This is a genomic window from Nitrosospira sp. Nsp11 (assembly GCF_900142705.1).
Classification (GTDB): Bacteria; Pseudomonadota; Gammaproteobacteria; order Burkholderiales; family Nitrosomonadaceae; genus Nitrosospira.
On record NZ_FRBV01000002.1, the window covers coordinates 235,510 to 260,666 of the forward strand.

Below are 25,157 nucleotides of genomic sequence, written 5' to 3' on the forward strand. Positions count from 1 at the left end.
CGCTCGCTTACCGATGTTCTTTGGCTTGAGTAAAGCGGCTTTGTACGCCCGCTGTGTGCCCCTTATGCCAACCGATACCTATCGCGGTAATGATGAGAAGCAGGTAAAAGGTTTGCCTAAAGAAAACGAGGTTGTCTGTCAGGCCCGATAAAAAGACAAAAAACACCAGGGCGGTACCCAGGATCCTCAACTGATGTGCCTTAAATGTTTGAAACCAACTCCACAGGAAATACGCATAAGCCATTAGACCTAATGCACCGATATGCATGCCGATCTCAATCCAGTCATTATGAAAATGATAGGTGGTTGGAATGAATTTTGGCAATTCCTTGTAGAGGCCGCCCTTATATGTCCCGATAGTTTGGTCGAAATAGCTCGCAGCCATCCCCGTGCCATGGCCGAAAAAAGGTCTTTCGGCGATACCGTGCAGGCCAACATCCCACATTGCGATGCGATATCCCAGGCTGGTGTCATATCGTCCCTGCGTGGACAATTCGATGTCATGCCGGGCTTGAACCAGCCTTTCCTGAAAGCTGGTACTGCTGGATGCAAAAACACCAAGGATAATCGTTAACGAAGCCATCAGTGCGAAAAGCGTCCGGATTTCTTTTTTATGAAGCAGCAGAAGCAAAAATGCGGATGAGATGAGCGTGGCTGCAAGAATTCCCCGCGCATTCTGATTGAACTGAAGAAAGAGTAAAAAAACTGTAAAACACCACAAGATTGTTTTTGCTTTTTTGTTTTTGTTTATACCGGCAAAGTAGAGCGTCAGTATGGCCCCTATCCCCAACATCGAAGAAAAATGCAAGTAAGGCATGCCAAGAGGCGGAATGCCTTGAACTCCCAGAACCGCCCATTGGTAAACCCCAATGGCCAGCGCCACCAGGTAACCGATGAGCAAGCCGCTGATCGCCCACCGTAACCGCGCCTTATTCAGAAGGCCCAAATAAGGAATAAAAACGAGGAAAGCGAAGTACCGTCGCCAGACTTTGAAACCAAGTCCGGGAAAATCGCTCCAAAGAATGCCAAGAGCGAGGACAAGACACAAAACAAGCAGGGCGCCGATCAACGGTTCGTAAACTATCTCTTTAAAACGGCGCAGGCCTCCATCCAGTACCCAAGCAACGGGCAAGAGATAGTAGGCATAAAAACTCAGCCCCTTGTACCACAGGGCGACACCGAAAAAGAGGAGGGCGAACTTCGCCAGCATATCGCGCGAGGTGAGGGCGCTTTGCATGAGGCGGGGCGGACTGGTAGATGTCGGCACGCGTTGGAATATGTCCGTTATAGACCGGCTATTTTAACCGTATGAGCTGATGAATAGCCTTAACCATTAAGTCTTCTGTCATGCGTGGGAAAGTGTCGCGCCTCCCACCATGCCTATTTGGATGTCTCGGGGAGCCGTTCGTCCTTGTTCCTCCCGGTATTTATCTTTCCACTTTTGCTCACGTCGATGACGTAAACTTTCCCCGCACCATGCTGATGCGTATTTGCTGTCAGCATCAGGGTATCAAAGATGATTTCCACCAGTTCATCAGGCGCAAATACTTCAATGCGCTTTTTTGGTATGAACGGTGTGAAATCCCCGTCTATGACTGTATCCCCATCGAATCCTTCGCAATCGGATACGCTCATACCCGGGAACCCTGGTATTTCAAGCAGCGCCTGGGTGACCTTGGATAACATGAATGGTTGAATGTAAGCGCGAATTTCTTTCATGAAATCACCTTGGGTTCACGCCATTCTTCAAAGCTGCGATAGAGCGCGGGAAGCATGGTCAATGTGAGTAGCGTTGCCGTGATCAAGCCGCCAATGATAACCACGGCAAAAGGTTTGACAGTTTCCGAGCCCACGCTCGTGGAGAGCGCAGCCGGCAACAATCCCAGCATGGCCATCAATGCAGTCATCACCACTGGACGCAATCGACTGACGGAACCTTGCAAGATAGCATCATGAATTGGCACCCCTTCGCGCCTGAGCAGATTGATCTGCGATAACAGGATTACGCCATTTTGTACGGCGATGCCGAACAGCGCAATGAACCCAACCGCTGCCGATACACTCAGGTGGATACCGGTCAGCATCAATGCCACCAGTCCGCCGATCAGCGAGAACGGCACGTTCATTACAATCAGGGAAGCATTCTTTACCGAGCGGAAAGCCCAGAATAACAGTACGAAGATCAGAGTGAAACTAACAGGCACAATATAGGAAAGCCGCTTCATTGCGCGCTGCTGATTCTCGAACTGGCCGCTCCAAACCATACGGTATCCCGGCTCCAGGTGTACCTGTCGAGCGATCTTCCGCTGTGCTTCAGCAACGAAGCTCCCCATATCGCGCCCGATCAAGTTGCATTTGATGGCAATACGGCGCATGTGATCCTCGCGGCTGATACGAGATGCGCCTTGACTGACCTTGATCTCAGCCAATTCACCCAATGGAATACGGCTGCCGCTGGGTGTCAGCACGACTATATCTTCTATTGCCCCTACCGAGTCGCGTGCGAAACTCGCCAGCCGCACTGTCACATCAAATCGTCGCTCACCCTCCAGCATCTGTGTAGCGGGTTTCCCTCCAACTGCCATTGCGATCACGTCTTCAACATCGGCGACATTGATGCCGTAGCGCGCAATTTTTTCCCGGTCAATGGAAATGACCAATTGGGCCAACCCGGATTGCTGCTCGGCAGCGACGTCGGTAGCGCCTTCGATAGAGCGCAGAATGCCGGTAATCTGATTGGCTTTATTCTGAAGAGTGTTGAGATCCTCACCAAAAATCTTGATGGCGATTTCGCCTTTGACGCCGGAAATCGCTTCTTCCACATTATCCTGGATTACCTGAGAGAAATTGAACTGCAGGCCCGGGAATACCGCCAGGCGCTTCTGCATGGCCTCGACCAATTCGTCCTTGCTGTCATAACGCCATGTCTCCTTAGGCTTGAGGTCGATAAGAACTTCAAGATTGTTGAAACCTTTTGGATCTGTGCCGTCTTCGGGACGGCCGAGTTGCGTAAGTATCGATTTCGCTTCGCTGAATTCGAGCAGACGTGTACGCACATCCGTTTCCAGTTCTTTGGCCTTATTCAGTGAGACTGGTGTTGGGAGCGTAACTGTCAACCAGACATTGCCTTCATCCAGTTTGGGCATGAACTCGGTCCCGATCAGCGGCGACGAAACCAGGGATAAGGCAAGCATCAAGCCTGCACCGGCGAATAGCTTGCGAGGATGGCGCAGTACGGCCTCCAGCAGTTTTAAATAGCCTTGCTCCATCCTGTGGACGAGCGGATTGTGGGGCTCGGTGAGCCGCGGTCCAAGCAAATAACTTAACAGAACCGGCACCAGCGTTAAACTGATGATCAGTGAACCCAGCAACGCAAAAGTGAGCGTGAATGCCATCGGAGAAAAAATCTTTTCCTCGACGCGCTGGAAAGTGAATATGGGTATGAAGGCGATAATGAGGATAGCTTTCGAAAACAGGATGGGCCGCGCCATCTCTGTCGCGGTGATGAGCATGGATTGACGCATGTGTGCAGCACTTGCCTGCTGGCGCATATCCAACGTCACCTTGACCATGATGGCCTCGACCAGGACTACGGCGCTGTCCACGATAATGCCGAAATCGATAGCCCCGAGAGAAATAAGGTTGGCGGAAATATGCAGCGTATCTATCAGGATAAAGGCAAACAACAACGACAGCGGGATAACGACGATAACGACTGCTGAAGCCCATATTCGACGAAGAAAAATGATCAGGATTACCAGAATCAGTACCGCACCTTCAAGCATGTTTCGCTCAACCGTGCGCACAGTGTGCTGTATCAGTTCGGTACGGTCGTAAATGGGGATGATCTGAACGCCGCGAGGCAAACCAAAATTGTTGAGATACTCAATTTTTTCCTTCACGCCGTTCAATACTTCAATGGCATTCATCCCCTTGATAAGCAGAACGATACCCTCGACTACATCGTCTTCGTTGTTATAGGCCGCGATTCCGTTGCGCGGTTGTGGCCCCACGACGACATCGGCAATGTTTTTGACAAAAATGGGAACGCCATCGCGATCGGCAACGACGATGTTCCCGATTTCGCCGCCCGACTTCAATAAACCTGTGCCACGTACTACCAATGCCTCATGGCCGTGATCAATATAACCTCCGCCGGTATTGGCATTGTTGGCGGCGATAGCCTGATGGATCTCTGGCAGCGCCAGGTGGTAATTCCTCAGTTTGTTGGGGTCGACCTCGACCTGATATTGTTTGATACCCCCTCCGAAGCTCACCACGTCGGCTACGCCCTGAACAGAGCGAAGAGTGCGCTCGATCAGCCAATCCTGCAACGCGCGCTGTTCCACCAGGGGAACGAGGGGTGCCTCTATCCGGTAGCGGAAAATTTCACCTATGCCGGTCGTCAATGGACCTAGTTTCGGCTTTACTTCCGCTGGCAAGTTGGCGGTTTTCAACCGCTCCAGCACCTGTTGCCGTGAAAAATAATCCTCTGCATTATCGTCAAACGTCATCGTCACGACGGACAACCCGAAAATGGCTACCGAGCGCATGTTGATCATATGCGGCAAGCCGCTCATTTCCTTTTCGATCGGCAGACTGATCAGTTTTTCCACTTCTTCGGGGGCTTGGCCAGGGTACTGAGTCACGACCTGTACGAAGACGTTCTGTACATCCGGGAACGCCTGTACAGGCAAATGTTCAAACGACAGCACGCCAATGACGACCAGTAACACTGACGTGCTAATGATCAGCAAGCGCTGCTGCAAGCAAAATGCAATGATTTTATGAATCATCGCGTGCCTTCCCCGGTTTGCTGCTCCGTATCCTGTTCGGTGCGCAACAGCAGTGCTCCCTGTACAACGATGCGCTCGCCGGGCTTCAAACCGGAAAGAATCACTGCCCGGTCTTTAAGACGCAGTCCCACTGTAACGGGGCGCCTCTGATAATGATAATCGCCTATGTTCACATATACCCAATCGGATTCATCCTGGGCAAATATTGCGTTCAACGGAACAACAACCGAGAGATCGTCGGGATCGCTTTGCACTGCAATACTGGCGAACATGGCGGGAAAGAGCCGTTTGTCCAAATTGGGCAAAATGCATCGCACTTTTACCGTACGCGTGGCCTCATCCACTACCTGGCCTATATAACTGACCGTTGCTGTAAAGTCCTCGCCTGGATAAGCCGGCACTTGCAGCAGCACCGTGGCGCCGATATGAATCAGTCCGATATCTTTCTCGAAAATATCCATCTGTACCCATAATTCATTCAGATCGGAAACGACGAACAAGGGTGCCGCCAGGTCGGGCCTGACTTCCATGCCGGGATTGATATTACGCTCGGTAATCGTTCCGGAAACGGGTGAATGCAAAATGAAGCGGTTGTCCGGACGCCTGTTGCGCACACCCAGGTTAATTAGCTTGAGGCGTGCCCGCTCTGCCTCGCTATGCGCACGGATCAGATTATCTTCCGACTGTTCCTGTTCCTTCCGGGGAGCAATGCCGTTATCATACAACTCCTTGATGCGCTCGAAGCTCCGGTTTGCCAGGTTCAAATCGGACATTGCATCAGCGTATGCCGATTGCGCCTGGCCCAGTTCGGGACTATCGATTTCCACCAGCGCATCACCTGCGCGAATGTGTGCGCCTAATGCAGCAATGGCGCCGATCACTCGCCCGGCAATCGGAGATGAAACACGAGCAGTACGGGCTTCGTTGTAAGCAATCTTGCCCGTGACGGGGTCCATCAGCGGCCGCTGAACTAATTCAATGATTTCGTCTTTAATATACTCGCGCTTGGGCGATTTGGGGCTGAGTACGACTTCATCCTTGGGGTGGGCGATAACGGATGGCGGCGGTTCATGATTTCGCGACTGACAGCCCGACAAAAACGCACCTAACAATACGACGGCTAGCTGAGTCGTATAAAAAGATCTGGCACTCATGGACTTACCCGATCTCCGCCTATCCGTTTATTCAGCCTGTAAACGCGCCGCGAAACTACCATCATCGAATCAGCCATCTCTATCCTCTGAATGACGTGACGAATTTCTAATTTCTCCGCCATACGCCATTAACAGATCTGCCCAGGCTTTGCTGCGATTTGCCAGGGCGATGTAATAATCCAGCATGATTGCTTTATAGCTCCGCTCTGCATCGATCAGATCCAGAACACCCACTGCGCCTTTCTGGTAAGCGATTTCCTGTGCTTTACGCAACGTTTCGATCCGATCGACCACCGACGTCTCGAAGCGGCGGGCTATCGCGTCAGCGCTTTGCCAGGAGGCTGTGGCTTTCATGACCTCTGCCCGAATTTCCTGTTCAGCCCGCCTTAACGCCAGTTCGGCAGAGGTTAGACCGGCACGAGCTTGAGAAATCTCACCTTTTTGCTGGTAAAACACGGGTATCGGCACACTGATGCCGACGCCGCCGCTGTGTGCGAAGTAGTTACCCGCATCATGATCGTAAAAAGCACTTATTGTCACATCCGGAATGATTTTCCGTCGTGCCAGTGTAAGCGTCTTGGCCGCTTGCGCAATGCGAGTTCTTGCAGCTTGCATATCCGGCCGCCGCTCCAGCGCGCGCCCGATCAGCTGGTCCTGTCCTGCCAGCGCAATCTCGGGCGCTGCTTCGGGCCAGCTTTCGACCGCACTGATCTCCAGGCTGTTTTCGGGCCAGCCCAGCAGCAGCAGCAACTCGGCTCGCGCCTGATCCAGTGCAGTCCGTGCCTGATCCTGATCACCCTGAGCCTTCAGGCTTTCAACCTCGATGCGGATAAAATCGACCGCAGCCACATCTCCCACTTTAAGCCTGATTTCATTGACGCGCAGGATCTCACGATAGTGTTCGAGATTGTCGCTCGCAACCTTGATTGTTTTTTGCGCCAGTATGAGGTTGTAAAAACTGCGCCGCACCGCGTTGGTAAGCACGCGCGCAACGTCTTGCACATCGAAGTTCACTGCTTCGGTAGCAAGTTCGCTGCTTTCTATCCGCAAACGGCGTTTTCCCGCGGTTTCGATGAGCTGTTGAATCTGCGGCACCAGCGCCGGCACAGCAACGTCGCGATTTTCCGGGCGGAACATCTTGAGGTTCAGTTCTTGAGCGGTGAAACTGAAAACAGGATTTGGAATCGCCCCGGCAATGATTTCTTGAGCCCGAGCCTTGTCAATGTTGAGGTTTGCCGCGATCAAACCAAGATTGCGTTGATAGAACAACGCAATGGCCTGCTGTTCAGTAATGGCCAGTGCCCCCTCCACCACAGCAGACATCGTTTGCGCCTGTAGCGTCATTGCGCATGAAGCGAGCAGCAGGCCAAAAAAAATAGCTGATTTTGATGCAGCGTTCAAGATGCTGAGCACATCAATGATGTCCGCTAAGTAACAAGCTCGTGCGTTATGGATGAACTCTTGTCGAATATTTTGATTACTTCAAGGAAATGACCTGGCGACTGGCCTACGACGGCAGCGCCTGTTTGAGTATAAGGTTACGCTACCCGGCTTCATGATATACGTATATCAAGCCCACGCTCTGGCTCAAGCGCAAGGGGACTGGCAATTGCAGGAACTTAATAATGAAGGAATGGCTGATCAATGACATGTTTTCTTGTTAAAGTATCAAAATAGCCTTGATCACTCCCACCACTACTTCCGCAGCCGATTTCCTTTAAGTCCGATAAGCTGCAACGGCCAGGCGAGCATTGAGACATTTTGTCCTTTCACACATTCAGCGAGTCGTAGGTATACAGTTCACTGATATCCAGCATGTCCGCAGGGGTAGTGGTCCCGGACAAAAGGGAGCTCAAGGTGTCGTTGAGGCGGTGGCCCTTTAAGCTGGCGGATGCCGATTGCGCCGGGACATAAGCGCGGCCATGACCTTTCGGTGCCGGTTGCATCCAGCTTTCCCAAATGCGGTCCACATTGCAGTGGTTGAGATAAAACACCGGGTCGTTGGGTGATGTGGAGGGCGACATGTCTCCTCCAACGAATACATGGACACGGTTGTGCAGACTCGGGGGTGGAATTTGCGGCTGGTCTTGCCAGCCTTCGACGAGGTTGCGAAAACCGGCTGAAGTGGTGTTCCATGGAGCAGTGTCATAGATGGGCTGATCAAGGGTGGTCGCCGTATGCGTTTTTTTCGGCAGACGGGTTGTCTGCGTTCCCAGTCGCCGGCGCAAGCCGCGATTTACCTGAACCAATTGTCCGTTGACATTTGTTGTGATGTGAACGCGCCAAGCGCCTGAATCGCCGGGTTCGAATGCGAATGGGCCTGTAGTTACTGGAACTCCGCTACCCCCCATGCAGTTGCTGGCCCAGACGGAGGCTCTTTTCTGACGTGCCGGCGACAATTGGCCATCTTGCGCCCAGTCCCAGTATGGCAGTCCAAAGGTCAAGTCATCGCCAAGCACGCGCTGGAGATTCATTTCCAGTTGCATCAGCATGAATCTATGCCATGGAAGAAAGACAGGGCCGCGATGAGCGGCGTTTCTGTCACTCTGCGTAGGCGGAGTGAACGTTGTCATCGCAACATGATGCCAAACCACAAACAGGTCATAGGTGCTGACCGGCTGGGAGAGCCCTTCGATGCCGAGGCTTGCTGTGGTTGGCCCCGGGAACTCATTCTTCAGTAACTTTACACCCTGGATATACTTGTCGCGCGCGGCCGCGCTAGTCAAAATATTTTCTCTTATGGCCATGGCGTTCTCCGGCGTCTATTCGTGATCAGTATGGGTTTTCCTGACGCGACGGGTCTTCGGCGCGGATTTGGCGCGAGGCCGGCTCCGGGCGCCATGGCTCTCATGTCCACCATGTTCTGCGGGCATACCCCCCTTGCCAGCGAAGTCATCAGGAAAGACATCGATCAACTGCCTGACCACGTCCAGGGCGGAAGCGAAGCTCATGTTCGGTATGGGGTGATAATGGACTTGCCCGTCGTCGGTCACCCCGAGATGTCCGGTAACAGGTACCCCATCGACTTCTATCTGATAAGTTGTGCGAACAACGATATGATGGCCTTCATAGTCCGCTTCGCGGACAGTTTCAGATGCCTCGTGCTGGTGCCTCTGGGCTTCCTCCACCTGAGGGGCATGCTTTTTGACGTAGGAGCTTATTGACTTCATAGTCGGCCGGCTAACTTGATTCTGGCTTGGCATGGCTCATCTCCTGTTTGGCACTCGACGCTCGCATCGATACCGCTTGTATCAGTACTATAAACTGGAATTGTTCAACGGATTCTTTAATATAGATCAGGATGTTGAAAAAGCAAGCAGTAGTAGCGCATGCGAATTGCCTTAATAAAAAAGTAACCGAAGGAGTGCATCAAGAGGATACGTTGCCTCAAATTGTTGGTAACCGAACGAACGGAGGGTTATCGATATGGGCAAGCATGAGAAACGGGTCTATCTTGAGGCAATACGCAAACGCTATCCCGGGCCAGGTGCGCTGACAAGGGCAAGATCCTGGACGAGTTCTGTTCGGTCTGTGGTTATCAGCGCAAGGCCATGATGCCATTGTCTCCCCACAAGCTCATGAGCGCTGCGGACCAGTAGTACCGGCCGGGTTCGTAAGACATGAAGTCGCGGATAGGTACCTCACCCAGCATCACACGTTGAGCACCATACCAAAGAAAGCCCTCATCCCATAGCCAGAACCCTTTATGCCCCTGCCAGAGAAAAAGTGCGAACACGACGAAGCTGGAAAAAGCGAGTATTTGATAAACCAGGAGCTTGTTTTCTTGAGGCTTGGTATGCGTTTATGATCACTGTAGCGAGCGTATTTTCTTCGTTGCCATGACACATCTTCTGACTCATCATCAGCCTTTTTAAATGTGTTCGTGAAATGGGAATAAAATCTTATTTGGAAACCCTAGCCTTATAGGCGGGCTATATTAGCCCATATGCACCGGCATCTATTCGCCCTATTTTGAAAATATAGATTGGCTCGACGTTCAAGCCAATGACCGCGAATCCATGCAAAGTCATTATCTTGTCGGCTGGTTTTAGTAGCCATCGAAGCTTCAATTTTGAGGAGAGTCGCTGGCAGGTTATGGATCATCTTCGAATTTTGTACCCTGTTTTCAGCATTTGCAATGTCAGCCATGATACGGCCAGGAAACATGCCGCCAGAGCTCCGAGGCTAAGGTAGGGTGAAACATCGGAGGTGCGAAAGAAGCCGTAGCGAAATCCGTCAACCATGTAGAAAAACGGATTAAGATACGATAATCCTCGCCAAAATGGAGGTAACGAGGAGATCGTATAGAAAACGCCCGATAAAAACGTCAGTGGCAGGATGATAAAGTTTTGCAACGCAGAAAGGTGCTCAAATTTTTCCGCCCAGATTCCCGCAATGATGCCTAAGGCACCCAGCAATGCGGTGCCCATCAAGGCAAATACAAATACCCATGCGAACGAGTACAGGGGAATTTCAAAAAATCCCAGCGTTATCAGATAGATACCCAGTCCTACCGCCAGACCACGAACTACCGATGCCAGTACATAGGCAGTGAATATTTCCTGGTAAGAAAGCGGCGATAACAGCATAAAGATGTGATTGCCCGAGACTATCGACTGTATCAGGCTCGATGAGGAGTTGGCGAAAGCGTTCTGCAACATAGCCATTATCACCAGTCCCGGAATCAGAAAAACGGTGTAGGTTACACCGGGATATGCCTGGACCCGTTCTTCCAGCATGTGAGAAAAAATCAAAAGATAGAGCAAGGTAGACAGCATGGGTGCAAATACGGTCTGGAACCCGACTTTCCAGAATCGTAGCAATTCCTTGTAGAGCAGCGTAAGAAATCCATTCATACCGATACAGGTTTCAGATTCTCTGCACTGTGCATGATCTTTACGAACACTTCTTCCAGATCAGGTTGCAATATCTGCAGTTCCAGGATTTGGGTCTGGGCGGCGCGTAATGCTGCCATCACGTTTTCAAGCTGGCAGCATTCCTCGATCGCCAGAACGTGGTAGCCTTGGTCGTGGCTGATTGCCAGTAGCTGTAACGCCGTCGGCAGCGTATCGGGAGATAACCGCAGCCGTATCCGGTGTCCGGAAATGTTGCTGATGAGATTTCTGACGCTTTCAAGCACAACTATACTGCCATTTTTTAGCATTGCCACGCGATTGCATAAAGCCTCTGCTTCTTCGAGATAATGCGTAGTGAGCACAATGGTATGACCGTTGCGGTTTAATTGCTTGATGAAACGCCAAAGGGCCTGGCGCAACTCCACATCTACGCCTGCGGTGGGTTCATCCAAAATGATTACCGGGGGTTTGTGGACCAATGCCTGCGCTACCAGCACGCGCCGCTTCATGCCGCCGGACAACGAACGCATGTTGGTATCGGCCTTGTCGGCAAGGTCGAGATGGTGGATTATCTCGTCTATCCAGCCGTTATTCTTCTTTATGCCGTAATAGCCGGATTGAAACAAAAGCGTTTCCCGGACGGTAAAGAACGGATCAAATACCAACTCCTGCGGCACCACGCCTAACATGCGGCGTGCTTCACGGTACTCGGCGACGACATCATGCCCCTTTACCCTGGCACTGCCGCTGCTGGCAAGGGTAAGACCCGCGATAATATTGATCAGCGTCGTCTTTCCCGCTCCATTGGGACCAAGCAAAGCGAAGAATTCGCCGGTATTGATTTCGAGATCAATACCGTGCAAGGCATGCAATGCACCGAAACGCTTGTACACCTGCCTGACTTCGATTGCCGGAGTCATGGGTAAAGCCCTGCTTCAAACGGAGGAGTGACGGGGGTTTCCGCCAATTCCAGCAGATAAGTGGTATAGACATGTTCCATATTGAATGGCGGGTCCTTACGCGTCAAAACAGCATCGAATTCCCGCAGCGGGATTTCCTCCGGCTCCCTTGTCCGGTACCAGCGGTGTCGTCCAACGTCATCCGCCTTGCCGGTCAATTCCAACCACGCGCAAATCCCACGGTTTGCGCACCCTTCCATGACAAGTCGTTTCATGAGTGTATTCATCGAGTAGCAGTTTCGGCCAAAGAGACAGGCAAGTTTTGAGGCAAGTCCTCGGAATGAATGACGCTGGCTGAGGCGCCTTGCGAGAAATAGTTGCTCAGGTATTTATCGAAAGGGATCTTATCTGTGGCATCGAGCTGTTTCTGTTGCGCCAGCGATGTCTTGACCTGGAAATCAAAATTCGTTTTTACCGCGACATCCAGCGCGGCATTCTGGAAATAACGAGTGTATTCACGGGACTTCTGCAATACCAGTTCGGTAATTGACATCTTTTGCGTGCGCATGGCCGACAGCATCCTTGCTGAAGCCGTCAACTCGGGATGGCGAATGGTTTCGATCTGCTGGTGCAATGCGCGGGTGTAGGGGAGATCTGCATTGCCGTTATCCAGGATCTCACAGACCTCCCGCATCTGCTTACACAGCGTCAACGCCCACTGCCGTAGCGGAATTTCATGCCCGTTTTCACGCAGCTTCAGTCTCGGATCCCTGCCGCGATTGGCCACCGCCAGTGCGTTATTGCTGATCTCGTCATGCTGCTTCAAGTCATGCCCCGCATTGGGCTGGAATAGACAGAAAAGACTCAGCGCTTCAAGAAAGCGCGTGGTTTCGATCGAAATTCCCGTTGGTTCAAATACATCCACATCCACGGATCGTATTTCAATATATTGAATCCCCCGGCTTACCAGTGCCTGCAGCGGCCTCTCGCCGGACTTCGCTGGCTGTTTTGGACGCACCGGCGTGTAATACTCGTTCTCGATTTGCAGGAAATGGGTGTTCAACTGCCGGTACTGGTCGCCTACCTTTGCCCCGATCCTTTCATATCCGAGATAAGGTATCGTTGTTGCCCTGCCCAGGTCCTGTATATATTCTTCGATGCTGTTAAAGGAAATATGAAACATCGATTGAACGGGATTCAAATAGCCTATTTCGCTCATCCTCAAAGAGGTGGCAAAGGGCTTGTAGTAGGAAGTCTCGTCAAATTTCTGCAATGTATCGGAATAAACAGAATTGCGGCTATCGATGAAGCTTTTGCTTACTGCCGGGGACGAGCCGAATAAATACAGGATAAGCCAGCCATAACGCTGCAGGTTTCTGATCATTCCCATATAAGCGCTGGTAGTGAACGATTGCAGATCACCCGTATGTTTCATGAACTGCTGGTATTCCGGCCAGAATGGCTCAGGAAGCGAGTAGTTGAAATGAATTCCGGCAATGACCTGCATGCAGCGGCCGTAGCGATAGCTTAAACCCTGCCGGTAGATGTGTTTCATCCTCCCGAGATTGGATAAACCATATTCAGCGATGGGAATTGACGGGTCCCGCAAATCGCCGACAGGCATACTTGCCGCCAGCAATAATTCGTCGTTGATATTTGCGCAGACGTATTTATGCAAATCCGTTAAGGAGTCCAGCACTTCCGTTCCATCCGATAATGCTGGCGTGATCAGCTCAAGTAACGCTTCAGAATAATCGGTTGTTATATTCGGATGAGTCAACGCGGCTCCAAGCTGAACCGGATGAGGTGACAATGATATTGATCCCTCCCCGTTAATTCGGAGGCTTTCTTTTTCGATGCCTTTCAAACCATGAATCAATAACGGCTGAAGAGATTGGTTGATGGGCGTTGTGCGCTTGCTACAAGATGATTGTCTTGACATTTATCCTCCGATAATGATTGCAATTAGCAAGTGGTCAGAGTATAGACTGGGAGACGGGCAGGTGTGTAGCCTGCAAAATCAGTTATCAGAGTCCTGTTTTTGAAACTATGAGTGGCGCAGTGGCAGAGATGGACTCGTTGCGCGAGCTCAGGTAACGCTCTTAAGTTACCTAGTCCTCATGCAGCATCTCGAAATGCTGTGCGAGAAAATCAATTAACGCCCGCACAGATGGCAGAAGACCGCGCCGTGACGGAAACACCGCATGAATGATTTCGGGGCGCGGCGCCCAGTCCGGCACCAGCCTGACCAATGAGCCAGCCGCCAATTGGTCTCGTGCCATGACCGCCGGCAGTTGCACCACACCGACACCGGCCACAGCGGCATCTCTAAGTGCAATCAAATCCGTCGTCACGAAGCGTGGCGTGTGATGAAGTGTTGTGTGTGTGTCATCTGGCCCATGCAGCACCCAGGTGTGGATTTGTTGCAGGACCCCAAGGCCCAGGCTGGGCCAGTTGCTCAAAGCAGTTGGCGCAGCAGGAAAACCGAGCCGCTGGACAAGGACAGGGCTGCCTACCAGATACTGGCCTCGCTCAGCCAAAACACGCATGACGAGGTTACTGTCCTGCAGGGGCGGTGGTCGCACACGAAGGGCGACGTCGACCGACTCACTGACCAGATCGACACGCCGGTTGGTCGCCTCCATCTGCACTGTGACGTGCGGATAGCGCGCCATGAAATCCGCCAGCATCACTCCCACGTAAGCATTCACCAGCGGTATGGGGCATGTCATCCGGATTACACCCCGGGGTTCGGCTGTTAGCGTGTCTATTGCTTCCTGGGCCCCCTCAGCTTCCACCAGCATCGCCTTGCAATGCATGTAATAAGTCTCGCCGGCATCGGTCACTGCAAAGTGACGTGTCGAGCGCTGGATCAGGCGCACTCCCAGGCGCTCTTCCAGCTTGGCGATGCGGCGGCTAAGTTTCGATTTCGGCATGCCCAGGACTCGGCCTGCCGGAGCAAAGCCGCCATGATCCACGGCCTGGACATAATAGTAGAGGTCATTCAGGTCTTGCATAAGGGGCCACTCATCGTTTCAAAAATAGAACTCTGATAACTGATTTAGCAGACTACACACCTGCCCATCTTCAAGCCTACACTCTAACCACTTGCTAATTGCAAGAAAAATACTTGCTAGTTGCGTTAGCAAGAAATTCCCTACAGGAAGAAGTGGTAGTCAGTTAACTAAAAGGAGTACTGAAATGGCAACAAAACATCGAAGGTTGCGCAGCTATCCGCAAGCAGGTGTTCGTGCTTCCAGCATGCCGTCTTTGCACGAATCAAAGATGTATAAGTGTGGCCTGCTAGGTCTGCTTGGAATAGCACTATTCTGGAATGGGTTTCAAATCTTTGCCTGACAGGCGAAGTATTTTGCAAGGGTGAATGATGTAAACGGACTTATTCCCATTTTGATATTTATGGAGAATTAAGTCAAATCCGCTCAAACAGTAGCGGGTAGTTAATCTAAAGGAGTAATGATATGGCAACAACGCTAGAAACGTCGGGCCAAGCTAAGTCGGGAGGTCGGGACTACGACATGTCGCAGTGGTATGACTCGAAGTGGTACAAATTCGGGCTTATCACAATGCTGGCGGTAGCGATATTCTGGGTGTGGTATCAACGCACCTATGCCTACTCGCACGGCATGGACTCGATGGAGCCTGAATTTGAGAAAGTCTGGATGGGACTATGGCGCGTCCACATGATTGCCATGCCAATATTTGCCCTGATCACCTGGGGCTGGATCTGCAAGACCAGGGACACGAAGGAGCAGCTGGACAATCTTGATCCCAAGTTTGAGATAAAGCGCTACTTCTATTTTATGATGTGGCTGGGCGTCTACCTATTTGGGGTTTACTGGGGTGGCAGCTTCTTCACCGAGCAGGACGCCTCCTGGCACCAGGTCATCATCCGCGACACCAGCTTCACCCCGAGTCACGTGGTAGTGTTCTATGGCTCCTTCCCGATGTACATCGTCTGCGGAGTGGCAACCTATCTGTATGCCATGACGCGTCTGCCGCTGTACTCGCGGGGGACTTCGTTCCCGTTGGTGATGGCTATTGCCGGTCCGCTCATGATCCTGCCGAACGTAGGCTTGAACGAATGGGGCCATGCTTTCTGGTTCATGGAAGAGCTCTTTAGCGCCCCGCTGCACTGGGGCTTTGTGGTACTGGGCTGGTCCGGCCTGTTTGCAGGCGGCGTTGTGGCACAGATCGTCACGCGCTACTCCAACCTGACCGACGTCGTCTGGAATGGACAAAGCAAAGTCATCCTCAACAATCGGATCGTGCCGTAAAGAGTTAATTGAGGAATCTGAGCAGTGGTCTACCTGCCTAAATCGCTCCGCTCCCGCATCACAGGGGAGGGGGCGATTTGCAATAAGTCATAGTAAACAGCATGCAGAGGATATACGAATACGCAGCTGAACCGTACTCAAGGAGCAATCAAATGATCAAGAAAGTGATACAGCTCACTATTATTATCACCGCAGCGCTTTACTGTGGCATAGCCAGCGCGCATGGGAAAGTGTCGATTGAGGAAGATACGTGCACTCGCCGGCTTGATGATGACAGCATGGTGCATATGAGTGCCTACCAGCCTCAACATGAACCCAGCGATCAATATTGCACAGAAATACCCAGGGAAGGGAATACTTTATTGGTAATAGACCTTGTGGATCAGGCTTTGCGCAACATCCCAGTGGGGATACGCATAGTACGGGGAACCAGCGAGGTTGATGATGAAACGGTGACATACCTGCGTCCGAGTTATCATCCCGATGGGGTAATGAGGGGAGAGACCAGTCTGGATAAGGGGCTATATACGGTATTTATTACTGGAGAGGCTGTACCTCCGGTTCATTATCGGTACCCGTTGCGCGTACAGATGATCAATTATGCAAATGTTTTTCGTGCTGCTATGGGGCCGCTGATTGCATTGCTGCTGCTTACCCTGCTTGGTTACAAGCTTATGAAATCGCAGCAGGCACAGAATTGGCGAGCTTCAAGGCGCCTGAGATAATGCTGGATCGAGAACCCGCAAACGTGGGGAGAGCGTTTTTTTTACTTTTTTACACTCATTACCTACATTCATTACAAAATGCAAGTCTAATCCTGGATTGCAAAAAGCAAGTCGAGATGCAGGCAAGCGCAAAGTTATGACGAAATCAAACCAGATCAGCCGCTCCTCCTGTCCAGTCAGCTGCGCCCTGGACATATTGGGCGATAAATGGACGCTGCTTGTCGTTCGTGATCTCATTTTCTTCCGTAAGCGATATTTCGGGGATTTTCAGAATTCCCCGGAAAAAATCGCGACCAATATCCTTTCTGACCGGCTTAAAAAGCTGGAGGAAGGCCGTATCCTTTTGCGATACCGTGATCCGGCTAATGCGCGCAAGGTTATTTATATGCCTACTGAAAAATGCCTGGATCTGGTGCCGCCAATCATGGAGCTATTACGTTGGGGTGCAAAATATGTTCCTGAAAGTGACGTGCACGAGAATCTGGTTCAACGATTCGAACAGGATCCGATGGAATTCATGGCGGAAATACGACAATCCCTACGTAAAGAGAATGAAGCGAATAAAGAATAGAGGGATTTGATGATTAATTTTTAACCGAATTACTGGAACGTCCTTGGCACTACTACCGGCACACCAGTCCCCCGCCCCTAATAAGGCATCTACTTAAAATTGAACTGCAATGCAGAAGGAATATTCTATGTCTAATCAATTAAATGTCGAGCGTACGCTGTACGGATTCTGGCTCTCACCTTATATGAGTCAGGTTGCCCACATGCTCTCGGAAACCGGTCTAACTTATCGCTATGAGCGAGTGTCTCCGTTTCAGGGGAGCACGCTCACGCCAGAGCACATGGAACGGAATCCTCTTGGGAAAATTCCCACTCTCAGGGATGTCAATGGTGTTGATATTGCGGAAAGTCACGCGATCTGTCGTTATCTCGCGAGAATCTACCCAGAAGCTCGAAAGTTTTATCCTATTGATGATCCAATACTCTGTGCACAGGTCGATGCCAAGAATGACTTCATCACTTTCTCCATTGCGGGTCCATTCTTCAACTGGTTTGTTGTCAGCGCATATTTTCCAAAAGCATGGAAACTCAAAGTTGAAAAAGAAGCACATATCTATAATCTTTGTTCTGTCTTGTTAAGCAAAATGTGGTTACCCAGACTAGTTAATGGCTCGAGAATGGAACCGTTCCTGCTTGGCAAAGAGCCTTTTCTGCCAGATTTTCAATTGTTCTACACGCTCGAGCTTAGCCAAATGTTTTCTGAACTGTTCGAAATACCGGAGATGCATCTGTTTCGGGACGATCCTGCATTACAGACGTTTTACGATGCAATGTGCGAGCGTCCCTCTACCCGTGAAATACTGGCGGCTAAAGAATCAGAACTGGATGTTACGAAGAAGGAACTCTTCGGGGGGTTTGGAGCAGCCTATCTTAATAACCATATCGACAGAAGAATCCTTGGAGGGTTATTCGGGCGTGAAGTCTGATCCATACATACTGCGGCTGATCGTTTGGCAACATTAATGTCGCGCCAGTTGCGCCTGGGATTGCAGGCGCAACTTTTAAGGATCAGGTCTGTAGAAGGCCCAAATAAGGAATAAAAACGAGGAAAGCGAAGTACCCTCGCCAGATATTGAAGCCAAGTCCGGGGGAATCGCTCTAGAGAATGCCAAGAGCGAGGGCAAGACACAAAGCAAGCAGGGCGCCAATCAACGGTTCGTAGATGGGCTGATCAAGGGCTGTCGCCATATGCGTTTTTTTCGGCCGGCGGGTTGTCTGCGTTCCCAGTCGCCGGCGCAAGCCGCGATTTACCTGAATTAGTTGTTCGTTGGCATTTGTCGTAATGCGAATGCGCCAAAAGCCGGAGTCGCCAGGTTCAAATGCGAACCGGGGCCTGTAGTTACCGGAACTCCGCTACCCCCCATGCAGTTGCTGGTCCCCCCGCACGAAGGACAAAAAAATGAGGTTCCGAATGACACCGCCAGCGGCCGTCATATCGGTTCTGTTGCCTCTGCTGTATATCATGCCGCCCAAAATCGACTGCCTGAAGCGTGTCACAAGTGATTACAGGCTGGACGCAAGCCTGTCATATTTACGCGTTATATTTTCATTGTGCTGCACGGCTGGGCGCACCCACCTGATCCGGAAGAAATCGGAAAACTCGGGGAAAGCCGATCGTATACAACAGGATCAGCAGTACTTCGTAATCGACGTCCTATCAATTTCTTGGGAGAACGGTATGTTTAAACAAACAAAATTGAGTTTTTTAGTTCCCGGTACATTCATTGTCCTGGCTGGCTTTACCGACGCTATCGCTGCAAGCACTAATTTCGACAACTTCGCCGCTTTGCCCGGCAGTGTTGCGGGCGGTTCTCTCCCGGAAGCGAGTCCCTTCCAGCTCTCCAGCCCGCTGTTTACCCAGCGTACACTCGATGCCAATACACCGGGTGCCGGACGCCGCGGCGATAACTGGGATATGATTACCGCCAACGAAACAGGTGTCGATGCCGGCCGCTACCTGTTCAGCCCTTTTGAAAACAATATGTCTGGCGTGAAGCGTTTCGACCGGCTGACCAATACGTCCCTGACCGTTGTGGCGAACGGAACACAAGATTTTGTTTCCGGAGATGCCTCGCGCTGGACCCCTTGGGGGAGCTACCTGACAGCCGAAGAGTCCTGGGGCCAGGGCAGCGCCAAGGGCCGCCTGTTCGAACTCACCAATCCGACCACAACCACTGGCCCGGCAACTTCAAATTTCATACAGCGCAACGTCGTGCCGCACGTATCCCACGAAGGTCTGGCTTTTGACAAAAACAACAATCTATATTTCATTGATGAATTTAACGGCGGCAGCATTTACAAGTACGTCCCTGCCAATCCGAAGGCATCGAACGGCGACGGCTATTTTGCGGCCGGCCAAACCTTTGCCATGCAAGTCGCTGGCGGCAATAACGCAAACGCCACAGGCCCCATCGCCTGGGCCGCAATAACGGATATCAACGGAGCGGCGCTGGCAGGTGTATCGGTTCTTGCCGCAGATGGCGAGATCGACGGTCGTGCATCAGCCAATAACGTTCCGGGAACCCAGTATCAGCGTCCGGAGGACCTGGAAATCCAGACCCTTGCCAACGGCCACCAAGTAATCTATGCCGCAACCACCTCAACTGACGAAGTGTATTCTTTCAACCTGGATACCAATACCGCAAAACTTTTTGCGTCCCAGGCTACCTTTGATCAGGTAACCCATGCACCCGTCGGGGACGCATTCAACTCTCCGGACAATCTCGCCATTGACGCACAAGGTAATATATACATAGTTGAAGACCAGCCGGGCGGACAGGCGGACATCTGGTTTGCGAAGGATGCGGACCGTGACGGCGTGGCTGAATCAATTGGCCGCTGGGCATCGATGTCAACTACCGATGCCGAGCCTACGGGCCTGTATTTCGACAAGTTCAACCACAACATTGCATATGTGAACATCCAGCATGCTGGAAGCGATGTGGACCGCATGATCCAGATTTCCGCCGTGCCTGAAGCGAAGACCCATGCCATGATGCTCGCGGGTCTTGTGTTGATGGGAGCGGTGGTTCGCCGTAGAAAATTCCCCTCTGGCGGTTAAATCGGGGAGGATCTCCAGACGCATATGGCAACAACGGAGAGGGCAGAGGTCGCACTTTCGCGTTGCCCTCTTCTGTTCAGTCCGTATCTTGATGGCATAACTCTACGAGATGAATTGCAGTATTTGGGCGCTACCAATGCAGACGGCGCAATAAAGCGCGTTTTTTCTGCTGGTGTCCCTGCATGCGTTGAAGGATGTTGTCCAGCATCTGAATGGCCTTGACGACGTAGGGACCCTTGTTCAGCATGACGCACTCGGCCCGTGCGCCCATGGCCGCATCGGTCACTTCGGCCCGGCTCGGTTTACCGGTCTTGGCTAATCCTTCCAGCACTTGGGTAGCCCAGATTACCGGGATATGCGCCGCTTCTGCCAGCCACAGGATTTCTTCCTGCAATTCCGCCAGCCTTTCGTAACCGCATTCCACGGCCAGGTCGCCGCGTGCAATCATGACTCCCACAATCGGCGAGCGTAGCAGTGTAAACATCAAATCTGGCAATTGCTCGAAAGCGGCACGTGTCTCGATCTTGATTATGACTCCCAGTTTAGCGGCATCGAGGCGCTTTAGATGCGCCTGCAGCAGCGCGACGTCGGCGGCCCTTCGCACGAAGGAAAGCCCAATCATGTCCGCATGACGGACAACAAATTCGAGGTGCTCGATATCCGTGGCCGTCACCCCGTCCAGATCAAGATGGCTATCAGGCAGGTTGATGCCCTTGTCAGCCAATAATTTTTCTCCGCTATCGCGGGCCTGTGTGATCTCAACCAGGATTTCCCCGATATTGACGTTGCGTATCACGCCGCCGATGCGGCCGTCATCGATCAGTATCCGCTCACCGGGATGCACGCTGGTAAAGATTTCCGGTAACGAACAGGCAATGCTCGCAGCACACAACAGTTGCCCATCTTCACCGAACTGGGCGGGGCGCCCGGGAATTGGTTCACGCGTCACGATCAGGTTATCTCCTCGATGCAGCCGGATTGTTCCTTGCATCTCGGGTAGCGCGCCTATCTCACCTGCATGACCAGCTCTTCGTACTACGCCGGAGCGGGTCGTCCGTAATAAGTAAAGCTTCAGGCCAGGCTTGACATAGGTAGTTTGCGTAGACTCCGCCCAGTAGCCTTTATCCCCCTTTTCCAGCAGTTGCAGGCTGCGCAGTGCGCCTCTGGCGTCGCGGAATTCAAGCCTGTCCAGTGGCTTCACCTGCGCCAGCCACTCTCCTTTTACGGGAAGGCAAGCGCAGGCATGCGCCGGACAAGTGAAACTATCGTTCTGCGAGCATATCCAGATTCGGGCGGGGGCTGTCATTTTGCCGTACATGTCGCGCTGCGGTTGCCATTTAAGCACCGGCAAGCCCGGCGCGATCTCTCCGGTGCGCAGTTTGGGACCGCCCAGATCCATAAGGATGCGACAGCTGCGACCCGTTTTGCTGCGAGCGCGTTTTATTTGCTTGATCATGCGCTTCCAGACATCTATGTTGTCATGCGCACAATTGATGCGGGCACAGTCCATGCCTTGCAGAAGCATCTGCTTGACCAATGTGTAGTCATCCGCAGCGTCGCACGACAATGTAACCATAATACGTACACGCCTGTTTGCCGGAGGCTTGCCAAGCAGGCGATCCGTATTGATTTCCAGCAGATCCGCGCCTGGGGCGGAAGACGCAATGAAAGAGGCAGGCGTTTGCTGCGCCTTTTTTCTTAGCGCGTGCTGCAGCAGAATGATAATGGCATGTAAATTGCTCAGCACGTGTGATTCCGCGCGTCCCATGGAAGATAATCCGACGGTGGCGAGCTTCTCCTGCAGGGGGCGCATATCGCGCCGTCGCAAGGCGAGATAATGAACGAGATTAGCCGCGCTGGCGCGATGACGCGGATCCACCCTTTGCAAGATTTCGGCGGATTCGGCTTCAAGCATTAAGAGATCCTGCTGCAGTTTCCTCAATTCCTGCAGCAAATCCGTATAAGCGCTTTTCTTGCCAAATCTGGTTGGAGAAATTCCAATGCCCTTGCGAAATGGGCTCATGATTGGCGTGGGTCTATGAGTCACTGAAACGTTGATACGGCATTATTGTTATGTTTATGTGAAAATGTTCGATAAAAAGACTTGCTTTTCAGTTGTGATTAAATATAATAAGAATCATTCCCGTTTACAAACATAGAAACCGTTAAATGTAATAGTAGTACATCTCCAGCCGATGTTTCGACATTCGGTCGTAGGTGCAAATTCATGAAAAGAGGGACAGTACAAAGCCGATCCATATGAGGAAATGCACCACATTTGTGCTTCATCAGGGAATGGAGAAAGCCGGCCAAGAAATCACTGTTACTCATCCTGAATAATTTTTCACCCATTCTTCTACGCTGACAGTTCTATAGCTCGCCAGCCCGTCCTGGGCAAGCCAGCCAATTTTTTAACCCTATCTACCGGGAATATTGGCTATGGAAATATCAACAATAGTGCTTCGCGCGTTGCTTCGCCTGGACTGCCTTCGACGTAATCAGCGCCACATCATAACTTCTAATCAGGTGACCGCAGGAATTCGGCCGAAGCCAACATAGCCGGGACAACTAGCCCGGACTGGATCACATCGCTTGGTTGGGCCTTGCCAAGGCCGGTTTCTGATCGAAATCAAGCTCTAAAAGTAGAACAAAGCAGAGAAGGCCGATTCAGGCCTCTGCATCGTTAATTAATGATTATTACTCTCGTTATTGTTCTTATTTACTTAATCATTATTATTATCTAATGGAAAATACCAAATGATCCTTCACAGTATTCTCGATGGCATAGGGAAGACGCCAATAGTCAACCTCTCTCGTTTGTTCAACGATTCGCGGTGTGAAGTGCTGGCAAAGCTGGAGATGTTCAATCCATGTGGCAGCATTAAAGACAGGCCAGCGCACTATATTGTAGAGCGGGGACTGGCGGACGGTTCCATAAGTTCCAATTCGCATATCATCGAAAGCTCCTCCGGGAATTTTGCCATTGCGCTTGCTATGGTTTGCCGCATGCACGGGCTACGTTTCACGGCGGTGGTGGACCCGAAGCTCTCGCCTGCGAACCGCCAGATCATTCAATGTTACGGCGGCAATATCGAACTTGTCACCGAGAAGGATCGCCAGGGCGGTTATCTCGAAACCCGCATCGATCGGGTCAAGCAGATGCTGCGCGAGCAACCCGATGCGGTATGGACGAATCAATATGCCAACGAGCGTAATTGGCAAAGCCATTACCACGGCGAGGGCGAGGAAATCCTGCGGGATCTGGACCGCCCTGTGGATTATCTGGTATTGGGTGTCAGCACCTCTGGAACCATCCACGGCATTACGCGGCGTCTGCGCGAGGCCTGGCCTGCCCTGAAGGTCATCCCCGTAGATGCATTCGGCTCGGTACTGTTCGGTACTTCACCGGCGCTTCGTGAATTACCCGGGCTTGGCGCAAGCCGCGTACCCGAATTATTGAAGCGCGATGAGCTCGGTGAGGTGATCCAGATCGACGACTATGAATCCGCCGTGGCGTGCCGGCAATTGGTAAAGCGGGAGGGAATCTTTGCCGGGGGATCATCCGGCTCCGTAATTGCCGCTATCCAGCGGCTTTCCGCCCGCCTGCTGCAACCGGCACGCATCCTGACCATTTTGCCCGATCGGGGCGAGCGCTATCTGGACACGGTATACAACGACCAGTGGCTGTTGCGCATGAGGGAACGCCATTTTGCACGCATGACTAAAGGATTTACCGGCACTCCTGCCGGCACGCCTCTGGGACAAACAGCATGAGCATACCGGATACTTCACCTGATTTGCTCTATCTTAGTCGCAGTGATCTTAGCTCATTAGGCGGCAGCCACTCCCAACCTTATGTAGATGCAATAGTGGATGGGTTGGCGGCGCATGCGCGGGGCGACTATGTACAACCGCTAAAACCTTATCTGCGCTGGCCAGGCGCCGATCACATCGCCGACCGTATTATTGCCATGCCTTGTTATCTGGGCGGCGAGCAGCCGGTCGCCGGACTGAAATGGGTCGGTAGCCGCCAGCACAATCCGGTTCAATTTGGTCTTGAGCGTGCCAGCGCGGTCATTGTGCTGAATGATGCGGAGACCAATTATCCGATTGCAATCCTCGAAGGCGGACTGATCAGCGGCATGCGCACGGCAGCCATTACTGCCGTGGGTACCCGCTATCTGGCACGTGGGGGCTTTACCGATGTTGGCTGTATCGGATGCGGACCGATCGCGCGTATGCAGATGCAGACGCTGCTGGAGCAGTTTCGGAGGATCCAGCGTATTCATCTGTTTGATTTATCCCCTGAGGCGGCCAAATCGCTGGGGGCCATATTGGCGGAAAGTAATCCGGATGTGGATTTTCTCTGTACGGACTCGGCCGAATCCGCCGTGAGAGCGGCTGACGTGGTTGTGACCTGTACCGTAACCAGTACCCCCTACCTGGCCTTCGATTGGCTTAAACCCGGTGCTTTTATCAGCAATATATCCATCATGGACGTTCACAAGGATGTCTATGAGAGGGTCGACAAGGTGGTGGTGGATGATTGGGACCAGTCAAATCGCGAAAAGAAGATCATCAATCAGTTGGTGCTGGAAGGGCGCTTCAGCCGTGAACAGTTGCATGCAGAGCTTGGGGAGATTGTTATCGGGGACAGGCCGGGTCGGGAGGATGAAGACGAAATCATTTTGCTTAACCCCATGGGCATGGCCATCGACGACATCATTTGCGCGCGTCACTTTTATCGCCTTGCGCATGAGCGTGGAACCGGTACTCGACTGCCGCTATACGGCTGAACCGC

The 25,157-nt window shown here is 52.0% G+C and carries 20 protein-coding genes and 1 pseudogene; 7 read left to right on the forward strand and 14 right to left on the reverse strand.

The window, feature by feature from the left end; genetic code table 11:
* Window positions 1-7 precede the first annotated feature (7 nt).
* From BUA28_RS04130 to BUA28_RS04190, 13 genes and pseudogenes are all read right to left on the reverse strand, one after another.
* Window positions 8-1,267 (reverse strand): O-antigen ligase family protein, encoded by a 1,260-nt coding sequence (locus BUA28_RS04130; protein ID WP_256598226.1) that lies wholly within the window; start codon window positions 1,265-1,267, stop codon window positions 8-10.
* A gap of 113 nt (window positions 1,268-1,380) precedes the next feature.
* Window positions 1,381-1,719, reverse strand: a complete 339-nt coding sequence (locus tag BUA28_RS04135) for a P-II family nitrogen regulator (RefSeq protein WP_072766862.1) — start codon at window positions 1,717-1,719, stop codon at window positions 1,381-1,383.
* A complete protein-coding gene (locus BUA28_RS04140; RefSeq protein ID WP_072766863.1) occupies window positions 1,716-4,796 on the reverse strand; it encodes an efflux RND transporter permease subunit in 3,081 nt (1,026 codons plus the stop codon). The genes BUA28_RS04135 and BUA28_RS04140 overlap by 4 nt, the downstream gene beginning before the upstream one ends.
* Window positions 4,793-5,950, reverse strand: coding sequence for an efflux RND transporter periplasmic adaptor subunit (locus tag BUA28_RS04145; protein ID WP_072766864.1), 1,158 nt, complete (start codon window positions 5,948-5,950; stop codon window positions 4,793-4,795). The genes BUA28_RS04140 and BUA28_RS04145 overlap by 4 nt, the downstream gene beginning before the upstream one ends.
* Window positions 5,951-6,019: 69 nt before the next feature.
* Window positions 6,020-7,351: a TolC family protein gene (locus BUA28_RS04150; RefSeq protein WP_256598227.1), complete on the reverse strand. Its 1,332-nt coding sequence runs from the start codon at window positions 7,349-7,351 to the stop codon at window positions 6,020-6,022.
* Window positions 7,352-7,719: 368 nt separating this feature from the next.
* Complete coding sequence (locus BUA28_RS04155; RefSeq protein ID WP_072766865.1) at window positions 7,720-8,697, reverse strand: tyrosinase family protein; 978 nt, start codon at window positions 8,695-8,697, stop codon at window positions 7,720-7,722.
* A gap of 15 nt (window positions 8,698-8,712) precedes the next feature.
* Window positions 8,713-9,153 (reverse strand): hypothetical protein, encoded by a 441-nt coding sequence (locus BUA28_RS15460; RefSeq protein WP_143148430.1) that lies wholly within the window; start codon window positions 9,151-9,153, stop codon window positions 8,713-8,715.
* Between the two features lie 335 nt (window positions 9,154-9,488).
* Complete coding sequence (locus BUA28_RS04165; protein WP_256598228.1) at window positions 9,489-9,686, reverse strand: hypothetical protein; 198 nt, start codon at window positions 9,684-9,686, stop codon at window positions 9,489-9,491.
* 364 nt (window positions 9,687-10,050) lie between these two features.
* Window positions 10,051-10,806 carry an ABC transporter permease gene (locus BUA28_RS04170; RefSeq protein WP_072766867.1) on the reverse strand — a complete coding sequence of 252 codons (756 nt, stop codon included), beginning with the start codon at window positions 10,804-10,806 and terminating at the stop codon, window positions 10,051-10,053.
* Window positions 10,803-11,726 carry an ABC transporter ATP-binding protein gene (locus BUA28_RS04175; RefSeq protein WP_072766868.1) on the reverse strand — a complete coding sequence of 308 codons (924 nt, stop codon included), beginning with the start codon at window positions 11,724-11,726 and terminating at the stop codon, window positions 10,803-10,805. Before BUA28_RS04175 ends, BUA28_RS04170 begins: the two co-directional genes overlap by 4 nt.
* Window positions 11,727-11,764: 38 nt before the next feature.
* A pseudogene (locus tag BUA28_RS04180) lies at window positions 11,765-11,970 on the reverse strand (glutathione synthase); the annotation flags it as partial.
* A gap of 18 nt (window positions 11,971-11,988) precedes the next feature.
* The gene (gshA, locus tag BUA28_RS04185) at window positions 11,989-13,647 is read right to left on the reverse strand and encodes a glutamate--cysteine ligase (RefSeq protein ID WP_072766870.1); all 1,659 of its coding nucleotides are present in this window, start codon (window positions 13,645-13,647) and stop codon (window positions 11,989-11,991) included.
* A 169-nt stretch (window positions 13,648-13,816) separates the two neighbouring features.
* Window positions 13,817-14,722 carry a LysR family transcriptional regulator gene (locus BUA28_RS04190; protein WP_072766871.1) on the reverse strand — a complete coding sequence of 302 codons (906 nt, stop codon included), beginning with the start codon at window positions 14,720-14,722 and terminating at the stop codon, window positions 13,817-13,819.
* A 462-nt stretch (window positions 14,723-15,184) separates the two neighbouring features.
* On the opposite strand from BUA28_RS04190, the gene BUA28_RS04195 reads away from it, so the two are divergent.
* From BUA28_RS04195 to BUA28_RS04215, 5 genes are all read left to right on the forward strand, one after another.
* Window positions 15,185-16,000 carry a methane monooxygenase/ammonia monooxygenase subunit C gene (locus tag BUA28_RS04195; RefSeq protein WP_072766872.1) on the forward strand — a complete coding sequence of 272 codons (816 nt, stop codon included), beginning with the start codon at window positions 15,185-15,187 and terminating at the stop codon, window positions 15,998-16,000.
* Between the two features lie 152 nt (window positions 16,001-16,152).
* The gene (locus BUA28_RS04200; protein ID WP_072766873.1) at window positions 16,153-16,725 is read left to right on the forward strand and encodes a hypothetical protein; all 573 of its coding nucleotides are present in this window, start codon (window positions 16,153-16,155) and stop codon (window positions 16,723-16,725) included.
* A 136-nt stretch (window positions 16,726-16,861) separates the two neighbouring features.
* Window positions 16,862-17,296 carry a winged helix-turn-helix transcriptional regulator gene (locus BUA28_RS04205; RefSeq protein ID WP_072766874.1) on the forward strand — a complete coding sequence of 145 codons (435 nt, stop codon included), beginning with the start codon at window positions 16,862-16,864 and terminating at the stop codon, window positions 17,294-17,296.
* Window positions 17,297-17,423: 127 nt separating this feature from the next.
* Window positions 17,424-18,221 carry a glutathione S-transferase family protein gene (locus tag BUA28_RS04210; protein ID WP_176767834.1) on the forward strand — a complete coding sequence of 266 codons (798 nt, stop codon included), beginning with the start codon at window positions 17,424-17,426 and terminating at the stop codon, window positions 18,219-18,221.
* 485 nt (window positions 18,222-18,706) lie between these two features.
* Entirely contained in the window at window positions 18,707-20,356 is a 1,650-nt protein-coding gene (locus BUA28_RS04215) for an alkaline phosphatase PhoX (RefSeq protein ID WP_256598229.1), read from the forward strand.
* Between the two features lie 130 nt (window positions 20,357-20,486).
* On the opposite strand, the gene BUA28_RS04220 is transcribed toward BUA28_RS04215, so the two are convergent.
* Complete coding sequence (locus BUA28_RS04220) at window positions 20,487-22,379, reverse strand: pyruvate kinase (RefSeq protein ID WP_083569865.1); 1,893 nt, start codon at window positions 22,377-22,379, stop codon at window positions 20,487-20,489.
* 734 nt (window positions 22,380-23,113) lie between these two features.
* On the opposite strand from BUA28_RS04220, the gene sbnA reads away from it, so the two are divergent.
* Window positions 23,114-24,130 (forward strand): 2,3-diaminopropionate biosynthesis protein SbnA, encoded by a 1,017-nt coding sequence (sbnA, locus tag BUA28_RS04225; RefSeq protein ID WP_072766876.1) that lies wholly within the window; start codon window positions 23,114-23,116, stop codon window positions 24,128-24,130.
* The gene (gene sbnB / locus BUA28_RS04230) at window positions 24,127-25,152 is read left to right on the forward strand and encodes a 2,3-diaminopropionate biosynthesis protein SbnB (RefSeq protein WP_072766877.1); all 1,026 of its coding nucleotides are present in this window, start codon (window positions 24,127-24,129) and stop codon (window positions 25,150-25,152) included. Before sbnA ends, sbnB begins: the two co-directional genes overlap by 4 nt.
* Window positions 25,153-25,157 lie beyond the last annotated feature (5 nt).